11 protein-coding genes are annotated in these 8,685 nt (G+C 67.5%); 8 read left to right on the forward strand and 3 right to left on the reverse strand.

Annotation, left to right across the window (positions count from 1 at the left end; translation table 11 throughout):
• The first annotated feature begins 32 nt into the window (after positions 1 to 32).
• Together metC and WS69_RS13195 are read left to right on the forward strand one after the other, a co-directional pair.
• Positions 33 to 1,220: a cystathionine beta-lyase gene (gene metC, locus WS69_RS13190; protein ID WP_059471213.1), complete on the forward strand. Its 1,188-nt coding sequence runs from the start codon at positions 33 to 35 to the stop codon at positions 1,218 to 1,220.
• Positions 1,221 to 1,323: 103 nt separating this feature from the next.
• The gene (locus tag WS69_RS13195; protein WP_059471214.1) at positions 1,324 to 1,668 is read left to right on the forward strand and encodes a DUF3088 domain-containing protein; all 345 of its coding nucleotides are present in this window, start codon (positions 1,324 to 1,326) and stop codon (positions 1,666 to 1,668) included.
• An 82-nt stretch (positions 1,669 to 1,750) separates the two neighbouring features.
• Here the strand turns inward: WS69_RS13195 and WS69_RS13200 are convergent, their stop codons facing one another.
• Complete coding sequence (locus tag WS69_RS13200; RefSeq protein ID WP_059471215.1) at positions 1,751 to 2,986, reverse strand: Bcr/CflA family multidrug efflux MFS transporter; 1,236 nt, start codon at positions 2,984 to 2,986, stop codon at positions 1,751 to 1,753.
• Positions 2,987 to 3,452: 466 nt separating this feature from the next.
• Here WS69_RS13200 and WS69_RS13205 point away from each other — a divergent pair, with 466 nt between their 5' ends.
• The 4 genes from WS69_RS13205 (at position 3,453) to WS69_RS13220 (ending at position 7,297) form a co-directional block, all read left to right on the forward strand.
• Positions 3,453 to 3,911: a hypothetical protein gene (locus WS69_RS13205; RefSeq protein ID WP_059471216.1), complete on the forward strand. Its 459-nt coding sequence runs from the start codon at positions 3,453 to 3,455 to the stop codon at positions 3,909 to 3,911.
• A 131-nt stretch (positions 3,912 to 4,042) separates the two neighbouring features.
• On the forward strand, positions 4,043 to 5,488 hold the full coding sequence (hemL, locus tag WS69_RS13210; protein WP_442854903.1) for a glutamate-1-semialdehyde 2,1-aminomutase: 1,446 nt from the start codon (positions 4,043 to 4,045) through the stop codon (positions 5,486 to 5,488).
• Positions 5,489 to 5,516: 28 nt separating this feature from the next.
• Positions 5,517 to 6,653, forward strand: coding sequence for a bifunctional diaminohydroxyphosphoribosylaminopyrimidine deaminase/5-amino-6-(5-phosphoribosylamino)uracil reductase RibD (gene ribD / locus WS69_RS13215; protein WP_059471218.1), 1,137 nt, complete (start codon positions 5,517 to 5,519; stop codon positions 6,651 to 6,653).
• 14 nt (positions 6,654 to 6,667) lie between these two features.
• Complete coding sequence (locus WS69_RS13220; protein ID WP_059471219.1) at positions 6,668 to 7,297, forward strand: riboflavin synthase; 630 nt, start codon at positions 6,668 to 6,670, stop codon at positions 7,295 to 7,297.
• Positions 7,298 to 7,340: 43 nt separating this feature from the next.
• Here the strand turns inward: WS69_RS13220 and WS69_RS13225 are convergent, their stop codons facing one another.
• Together WS69_RS13225 and WS69_RS13230 are read right to left on the reverse strand one after the other, a co-directional pair.
• Positions 7,341 to 7,724 carry a type II toxin-antitoxin system death-on-curing family toxin gene (locus WS69_RS13225; protein WP_059471220.1) on the reverse strand — a complete coding sequence of 128 codons (384 nt, stop codon included), beginning with the start codon at positions 7,722 to 7,724 and terminating at the stop codon, positions 7,341 to 7,343.
• The gene (locus tag WS69_RS13230) at positions 7,721 to 7,948 is read right to left on the reverse strand and encodes a hypothetical protein (RefSeq protein ID WP_059471221.1); all 228 of its coding nucleotides are present in this window, start codon (positions 7,946 to 7,948) and stop codon (positions 7,721 to 7,723) included. Before WS69_RS13230 ends, WS69_RS13225 begins: the two co-directional genes overlap by 4 nt.
• A gap of 60 nt (positions 7,949 to 8,008) precedes the next feature.
• On the opposite strand from WS69_RS13230, the gene WS69_RS34725 reads away from it, so the two are divergent.
• Together WS69_RS34725 and WS69_RS34730 are read left to right on the forward strand one after the other, a co-directional pair.
• Positions 8,009 to 8,401 carry a TOTE conflict system archaeo-eukaryotic primase domain-containing protein gene (locus WS69_RS34725; protein WP_231747133.1) on the forward strand — a complete coding sequence of 131 codons (393 nt, stop codon included), beginning with the start codon at positions 8,009 to 8,011 and terminating at the stop codon, positions 8,399 to 8,401.
• On the forward strand, positions 8,284 to 8,685 hold a 402-nt coding region (locus WS69_RS34730; RefSeq protein WP_442854902.1), incomplete at its 3' end, for a TOTE conflict system archaeo-eukaryotic primase domain-containing protein. The genes WS69_RS34725 and WS69_RS34730, both read left to right, overlap by 118 nt.

Here is an 8,685-nt window from a genome sequence, read left to right on the forward strand (position 1 = left end):
CTCGATTGAACAGACGACCAGAGGATCACGCCTTGAACGCCACGCATTCGACCGATACCGTCCTCGCCCACGAGGGCCGCACGCACAGCCAGCTCGGCGCGCCCGTGAACCCGCCCGTCTACCGGCAATCGACGCTGCTCTTCGACAGCGTCGACACGCTGAAGCACGCGAGCGGCACGCCGAGCGCCTACGGGCGCGGCGGCAGCCCGACCACGCGCGCGCTCGAGGCCGCGCTCGCTCGTCTCGAAGGCGCGCATCGCGCGATGCTCACGCCGAGCGGGCTGAGCGCGATCACGACGTCGCTGCTCGCGACGCTCGGTCCTGGCGACCATCTGCTGATGACGGACTCCGTCTACGACCCGACGCGAGCGTTCTGCGCGGAAACGCTCGCGCGCCTCGGCATCGAGACGACGTACTTCGATCCGTCGATCGGCGCGGACATCGCCGCGTTGATGCGTCCGAATACGCGCGCCGTGTTCGTCGAGTCGCCCGGCTCGCTGACGTTCGAAGTGCAGGACATTCCGGCGATCAGCCGGATCGCGCATCGGCACGACGCGATCGTGCTGATGGACAACACGTGGGCGACGCCGCTCTATTTCCGTTCGTTCGAGCACGGCGTCGACGTGTCGATTCATGCGGCGACGAAGTACATCTCGGGCCACTCCGACGTGCTGATGGGCGCGATCCTGACGACCGACGCGCTCTATCCGAAGATCAACCGCTTCTACCGGCAACTCGGCATGACCGTGAGCGGCGACGACGCGTATCTCGCGCTGCGCGGGCTGCGCACGCTGTCGGTGCGGCTCGAGCGGCACCAGCGCAATGCGCACGCGCTGACGGAATGGCTCGCCGGGCAGCCCGAAGTCGCCGAGATCCTGTATCCGGCGCGGCCCGGTTCGCCCGGACACGCGCTCTGGCGGCGCGACTTCACGGGCGCGAGCGGATTGTTCGGCGTCGTGCTGCGCCCGCAATCGGACGAAGCGCTGCGCGCGATGCTCGACGGGATGACGTGCTTCGGCATGGGCTACAGCTGGGGTGGCTTCGAAAGCCTGATCCTCCGGTCGAACCCGGCATGCTGTCGCACGGCGACGCAATGGAAGCGGGAAGGCCCGCTGCTGCGGATTCACGCGGGCCTCGAACACCCGGACGACATGATCGCCGACCTCGAAGCCGGATTCTCACGGCTGCGCGCCGCCGCGCCGACGCAGATCGAAGCCTGACCCGCCGCGATGCCGCGCGGGCAGCGGGACGCTCTCACGCGGTGTCCACGCGTATCGCCGGCGCCTGCCCCAACCCACGTAGTCCAACCTTTGCGAGACAACCATGAAAGACAAACTGTTCATTCTTCGTCCGGGCTTCTACAGCGGCGCGGAAGGCCCGTTCTACTGCGGCGATTCGGTGGCGGTCGAAGGCTTGCTGAGCTTCTTCCCGCAACTGCGCGACGCGGTCGACGTCGAGTACATCGACGCGCCGCGCCCGCGCAACGCGATCGTGGCGCTGATCGGCGAAACCAATCAGTCCGCGCCGGTGATCGTGCTCGGCAACGGCCGGATGCCGAACGACGCGTCGGTCGCCGTTCAGGAGCGCGACGGCACGCGCTTCATCAACGCGCCCGACGATATCCGGCGATATCTGTCGTCGCAGTACGGCGTCGCGCACGCGTCGTGATCGCGCGCGCGACGCGGCCCTTCGCGTCGCGCGGCGGCGAGCCGCGGGGCCGGCGGTTCGCTTGCGAGCCGCCGGCGCTTTTTTACGCGACGTCGACGTTGCTCAGTCGGCCCTTCACCGGCCGGCCGTGCCAGCGCAGCACGAGCATGCGCCCGCCGAAGCACAACAGGCCCGTGACGCCGATCGTCACGCCCATCGCGAACGGCGTGCCGTTGGCGAGCGCGCCGATCGCGACGCTCGCGAGCGCGCCGAGCGCGAGCTGCATCGCGCCGAACACGGCGGCCGCGGCGCCCGCGTTGTGCGGATAGCGGTGCATCAGGTCGGTCGTGCAGTTCGCCGACAGGATGCCGACGACGCCGACGACGAAAAAGAGGCTCGTGACGATCGACCACAGGCCACCCAGCCCCGTGAGCGCGAAGAACGCGACAGCAAGCGACGCCGCGCAGCTCAGCAGCGACGCGGCGGCAATGATCTTCAGCGAGCCGACGCGGCCGACGAGACGCGTGTTCAGGAAGTTGCCGATCATGATGCCGACGACGTTCAGCCCGAACAGCAGCCCGTAATGCTGCGGCGATACGTGGAAATAGTCGATGTAGACGAACGGCGTCGCGGTGATGTACGCGAACATCGACGCGAACGCCATCCCGCCGCACAGCATGTGGCCCCATGCGACCGGATCGGCGACGATGCGTCCGTACGCGGCGAACGAGCGCAGCACGGCCGCGCTCGCGCGCTTCTCGCGCGGCCAGGTCTCGGGCACGCGCAGGAACGCGGCCGCCGCGCATACCGCGCCGAACAGCGTGAGGACGACGAACACGCCGCGCCAGCCGGAGAAGCGCAGCACCTGCCCACCGATGAGCGGGGCGAGAAGCGGCCCGACCGCGGTGACGATCGCGACCATCGACAGCACCTTCGCGGCGTCGGCGGGCTCGTGCGCGTCGCGCGCGATCGCACGCGCGAGCACCGACGCGGCGCCCGCGCCGAACGCCTGCAGGAAGCGGACGACGATCAGCATGTCGATCGACGCGGCGACGAAGCAGCCGACGCTCGCGAGCGTGAAGAGCGCGATGCCGCCGAGCAGCACGGGACGGCGGCCGTACGTGTCGGACAGCGGGCCGTAGAGCAGCATGCCGATCGAGAAGCCGGCCATGAAGCTCGTCAGCGTGCGCTGCGCGGCGGCGGCGCTCACGCCGAAGCCGTCCGCGATCGCGGGGAGGCTTGGCAGATACATGTCGGTGGCGATCGGCCCGCACGCGGCAAGCGCGCCGAGCAACAGGATCAGCCGGCCGTCAGGCCGGCGTCTTGCGACGTGAGACATTGGAATTCCACGGAAGCGGCCGGCGTGCGCCGGTGAGCGCGCTGCACGGTCGGGCAGGGGGGACGTCGGCCGGTCGGGCCGACGCGAGGTTTCGATTGTACGCGACCCATCGTCGGCGCTCTTGACGCGGCCCGGATTGGGCGTCGGTTTGCGCTTTCGGGGCGCCGGCGGTCGGTGCGTCGGCAGTTTGGCGCTCCGGTGCTTCGGCGGTTTGGTGCTCGGCGCTCGCTACTTCAATGCTTCAGCGCCTCGAATTACCAAGCTTCGCTGTTTCCGCATCGCCTTCCATTCAAGGCCGCCCCCGCGCGAGCGTCTCGCCGCCCCGACGCACCAGCGCTCGCCCGCCACCGGCCACGGCAATTTTCTTGATCCGGCCGTCCTTTCGCCCCGCACCGCCGTCGCGCGACGCCCGCGCATCGGGTAAGCTCGCCGTTTCCATTGGACGATTCCGCGCCGAGCCGCCGACATGACCGCCTTCCTGCTGATCTGGAGCCCCAAGAAATGGCCGTGGCCCGAGCTGCCCGAGATGGCCGAGCGCGTGAAGTCGGGCGAAGCGGTCGCGGACGTCTGGGGCTGCGGCTTCTCGCGCAGCATCCTGCCGGGCGATCGCGTGTTCCTGCACCGCGTCGCGAAGGAGCCGAAAGGCGTGTTCGGCTCCGGCTACGTGACGCGCGGACCGTACGAAGTGCCCGATCCGGAGATGAAGCGCGGCTACCGGCTTTGCATCGATTTCGTCTACGACTGGCTCGTCGACGGCCATGGCGAAGTCGTGATCCCGCGCGACGCGCTGCGCGCGCATCCGTTCTCGGTGCAAACGTGGGATGCGCAGACGTCCGGCATCTCGATCAAGCCCATCGCCGAAGGCGCGCTCGAGAAGCGCTGGGCCGAGCTCACCGGCAAGCGCAAGCCGCTGCGGCGCGCGTAGCCGGCGAGCCAGCCGCCCTTCGTCGCGGCGGCTCGCCGTCGATCCGGCAAATGCGGCGAAGCGAGCCGGCACGAAAAGAATCGGACGAATCCGGCCCGCCCCCCGCCCGGCAAACTCGGACCGCACCGCCCATCGCGCGAGCAGCGCCGCCCCCAGCGCTGCTCGCGCGCCCAACCGCCGCAGCCCCGGCCGGATCCGCGCCGCGCGTCTCCGGTACAATCAGTCGAATCGATACGCCCGACGCGAGCCGCGGCGCTTCGCCGCTCGCGCGCACTCTCTCGCAGGTCCAATTCATGTCGAACAATCAAACTCTCTTCGAACGCGCCCAGCGAACCATCCCGGGCGGCGTCAATTCGCCGGTGCGGGCATTCCGCTCGGTCGGCGGCACGCCGCGCTTCGTCGCGCGCGCGCAAGGCGCATACTTCTGGGACGCGGACGACAAGCGCTACATCGACTACATCGGCTCGTGGGGCCCGATGATCGTCGGCCACGTGCACCCGGACGTGCTGGCGGCCGTGCAGCGCGTGCTCGCCGACGGCTTCTCGTTCGGCGCGCCGACCGAAGCCGAGATCGAAATCGCCGAGGAAATCTGCAAGCTCGTGCCGTCGATCGAGCAGGTGCGGATGGTGTCGAGCGGCACCGAGGCGACGATGAGCGCGCTTCGCCTCGCGCGCGGCTTCACCGGCCGCAGCCGGATCGTCAAGTTCGAAGGCTGCTACCACGGCCACGCGGACAGCCTGCTCGTGAAGGCGGGCTCGGGGCTCCTCACGTTCGGCAACCCGACGTCGGCGGGCGTGCCGGCCGACGTCGCGAAACACACGACCGTCCTCGAATACAATAACGCCGCCGCGCTCGAAGCAGCGTTCGCCGCATTCGGCGACGAGATCGCCGCGGTGATCGTCGAGCCCGTCGCAGGCAACATGAACCTCGTGCGCGGCACGCCCGAATTCCTGAACGCGCTGCGCGCGCTCTGCACGAAGCACGGCGCCGTGCTGATCTTCGACGAAGTGATGTGCGGCTTCCGCGTCGCGCTCGGCGGCGCGCAGCAACACTACGGGATCAAGCCGGACCTCACGTGCCTCGGCAAGGTGATCGGCGGCGGGATGCCGGCCGCCGCGTTCGGCGGTCGCAGCGACATCATGTCGCACCTCGCGCCGCTCGGCGGCGTCTATCAGGCGGGCACGCTGTCGGGCAATCCGATCGCGGTCGCGGCGGGCCTGGCGACGCTCAAGCTGATCCAGGCGCCCGGCTTCCACGACGCGCTCGCGCAGAAGACGCGCCGGCTCGCCGACGGCCTCGCGGCCGAAGCGCGCGCAGCCGGCGTGCCGTTCTCGGCCGATGCGATCGGCGGGATGTTCGGCCTCTACTTCATCGAGCGCGTGCCGGCGAGCTTCGCCGACGTGACGAAGAGCGATGTCGAGCGCTTCAACCGCTTCTTCCATCTGATGCTCGACGAAGGCGTGTACTTCGCGCCGTCCGCGTACGAAGCGGGTTTCGTGTCGAGCGCGCACGACGACGACACGCTCGACGCGACGCTCGACGCCGCGCGCCGCGCGTTCGCGGCGCTGCGCCCCTGAACGGCTGGACGACAGACAGGACCCACCGATGTTCTCGGAAAACGACTTCACCCACATGCAGCGCGCGCTCGCGCTCGCCGCGCGCGGGATGTATACGACGACGCCGAATCCGCGCGTCGGCTGCGTGATCGTCAAGGACGACGCCGTGATCGGCGAGGGCTTCACGCAGCCGGCAGGCCAGGATCACGCGGAAGTGCAGGCGCTGAAGGACGCGCGTGCGCACGGCAGCGACCTGCGCGACGCAACCGTCTACGTGACGCTCGAGCCGTGCAGCCACTTCGGCCGCACGCCGCCGTGCGCGCACGCGCTGATCGACGCGCGCGTCGGCAAAGTCGTCGCGGCGATGGAGGACCCGAACCCGCAGGTGTCCGGGCGCGGCCTCGCGATGCTGCGCGACGCGGGCATCGACGTGCGCTGCGGCCTGCTCGCGCACGAGGCGCACGAACTGAACATCGGCTTCGTGTCGCGGATGACGCGCGGCCGGCCTTGGGTGCGGATGAAGACGGCCGCATCGCTCGACGGGCGCACGGCGCTCGCGTCCGGCGAAAGCAAATGGATCACGGGCGACGCCGCACGCGACGACGGCCACAAATGGCGGGCGCGCGCCTGCGCGATCCTGACGGGCATCGGCACCGTGCGCGAAGACGATCCGCAGCTCAACGTGCGCGGCGTCGACACGCCGCGTCAGCCGCGCCGCGTGCTGATCGACAGCCGCCTCGACATTCCGCTCTCCGCGCGCCTGCTCGAAGGCGGCTCGCTCCTCATCTTCTGTGGCGCACTCGACTCGCAGAGCGAAGCGCGCGCGGAAGCGCTGCGCGCGCGCGGCGCGGAAATCGTGCCGCTCGCGAACGCGCGCGGCAAGGTCGATCTGCCCGCCATGCTCGCCGTGCTCGGCGAACGCGGAATCAACGAACTGCACGTCGAAGCGGGTCACAAGCTGAACGGCTCGCTGCTGCGCGAGCGCTGCGTCGACGAGCTGCTCGTCTATCTCGCGCCGAGCCTGCTCGGCGCCGACGCGGCCGCGATGTTCGAAGTCGCCGCGCCCGCGTCGCTCGCCGACCGCACGCGGCTTGCGTTTCATAGCGTCGAGCGCGTCGGCGACGACCTGCGCATCCTCGCGCGCTTCGCGAACGCACACGCGAGCGCGTCCCCTACTCACCCATAACGGAACCCGACACGATGTTTACCGGAATCGTCGCGGCAGTCGGCCGCATCGAAACGATCGAGCCGATCGCCTCCTCGCCCGACGCGGGCGTACGTCTCGCGTTGCGCGCGGGCGGGCTCGACCTCACCGACGTCGCACTGGGCGACAGCATTGCGATACAGGGCGCGTGCATGACGGTCGTCGCGAAGACGGCCGACACGTTCGACGTCGAGGTGTCACGCGAAAGCCTGAACAAGACGGTCGGCCTCGCCGAGCCGGGCGACGTGAATCTCGAAAAAGCGCTGCGCGCGAACGATCGCCTCGGCGGCCACATCGTGTCCGGGCACGTCGACGGCCTCGGCACCGTCACGCACTTTGCGCCCGTCGGCGAATCGCACGAACTGCGCGTACTCGCGCCGCGCGAGCTCGGCCGCTATCTCGCGTACAAGGGCTCGATCACCGTCAACGGCGTGAGCCTCACCGTCAATTCGGTCGAAGACCGCGACGACGGCTGTGCATTCTCGATCAACCTGATTCCTCATACGGTCGAAGTGACGACGCTGCGGCATCTGAAGGCCGGCGCGAAGGTCAATCTGGAGATCGACATGATCGCGCGGTACACCGAAAGGATGCTGTCATCGGCGTCCCCCAAGGGACGCCCGTAACTGGTTAAACCAGCGCGAGTTTCGAGTTTTATCGTCCACCGACTTACTCGGCGATCCGCTGCCGGAACCACTCCGCCAGCGCAGCTTCGTCGAGCGCGCCAGCAGCAACCATTTCCATGGTCCTAACGGCATCGGCCGGATCAAACTTCAGCCGATAGCCGTTGTCTGCCAGGAAAAGGCGCGCAACCACCCAAGCGGTTCTCTTGTTGCCGTCCGCAAAGCCATGATTCCGCGCTAACCCATAGGCATATGCGGCGGCGAGCGCCGCCGCGTCCGCACTCGCATAAACATCGAGATTCTGCGGTCGTGCCAGTGCCGACTCCACCGCTCCCTTGTCGCGCACACCATCGAGCCCGCCATGCTCTGCGAGCTGGCGATCATGGATTGCGTAAGCCAGGTCCGCACGCACCCAGCGCCATGCTGTCATTTGGCTAGCGCCCGCAAAATATCGCGGTCATCGTGCATGATCTCTTCCGCCAACTTCATCTGGCGTTCAAAATCCGGGTTGTACGGCGTAATCCGATAACCACCTTCGGGGGCCTCGGTCAGATAAACGATATCGCCCTTCTGCACCTTGAGCCGTGCCATCGCCTCCTTGGTAAGAATGAAACCGGCAGAAGCCCCGACAGTTGTGACCTTGAAAGTAAGCATGGCGCCCTCCTCGCTATATAATCACCATTATATAGCAATTGCCTACCCAAAGGACAAGGATTGAACGACTCTCCAACAGTTCGTGTTCAGGGACAGAAAGGTGGCCACCCCGTTCGCGACGCCGACACAACGCCAGAGATTAGCGAACTGGCGCGTTTGCGCGCCGAAAATGCACGGCTCCGTGCCGTGCTCGATGCGCACGGCATCGACTTCCAACGGTCGTTGGCCGAGCCAGCAGCCCCGCAGCAGTCCGAGGTGTGCCGGCTTAGTACGGACGAGAAAGTCGCTTTGTTTCGCCGGCTGTTTCAGGGTCGTACCGATGTTTATCCGGTCAGATGGCAAAGCAAGGCTGGCAAATCAGGCTACTCACCCGCTTGTGCCAACGAGTGGAGACCCGGTATTTGTGTGAGAAATCCCGAATCAAATGCTCCGACTGCGGCCACCGCCTCCTGATACCGTTGTCCGACCAGATCATCTATGACCACCTTGCTGGTAGGCACACGATTGGCGTCTACCCCTTGCTGGCTGACGATACCTGTCATTTTCTTGCCGTCGATTTCGATGATGCCGACTGGCGGGAAGATGCTCAGGCTTTCAGGTCGTCATGCACCGAATTAGGCGTACCGGCTGCGCTGGAAATCTCGCGATCCGGCAATGGCGGTAAGCACCTCACGACGACCGTCGTAGACGACGGCGAGAACCGACATCAAAGTGGTGCCCATCATTTTCGATTTGAT

The sequence above is a fragment of the Burkholderia sp. BDU5 genome (assembly GCF_001522845.1).
Lineage (GTDB): Bacteria > Pseudomonadota > Gammaproteobacteria > Burkholderiales > Burkholderiaceae > Burkholderia > Burkholderia mayonis.

Bases quoted from the DNA above. Each gene is read 5' to 3' on its own strand.
- WS69_RS13220 (WP_059471219.1), top strand. From the start codon at position 6,668: ATGTTTACCGGAATCGTCGCGGCAGTCGGCCGCATCGAAACGATCGAG.
- WS69_RS13230 (WP_059471221.1), bottom strand. From the start codon at position 7,948: ATGCTTACTTTCAAGGTCACAACTGTCGGGGCTTCTGCCGGTTTCATT.
- WS69_RS13225 (WP_059471220.1), bottom strand. From the start codon at position 7,724: ATGACAGCATGGCGCTGGGTGCGTGCGGACCTGGCTTACGCAATCCAT.
- WS69_RS13200 (WP_059471215.1), bottom strand. From the start codon at position 2,986: ATGTCTCACGTCGCAAGACGCCGGCCTGACGGCCGGCTGATCCTGTTG.
- ribD (WP_059471218.1), top strand. From the start codon at position 5,517: ATGTTCTCGGAAAACGACTTCACCCACATGCAGCGCGCGCTCGCGCTC.
- WS69_RS13205 (WP_059471216.1), top strand. From the start codon at position 3,453: ATGACCGCCTTCCTGCTGATCTGGAGCCCCAAGAAATGGCCGTGGCCC.
- WS69_RS13195 (WP_059471214.1), top strand. From the start codon at position 1,324: ATGAAAGACAAACTGTTCATTCTTCGTCCGGGCTTCTACAGCGGCGCG.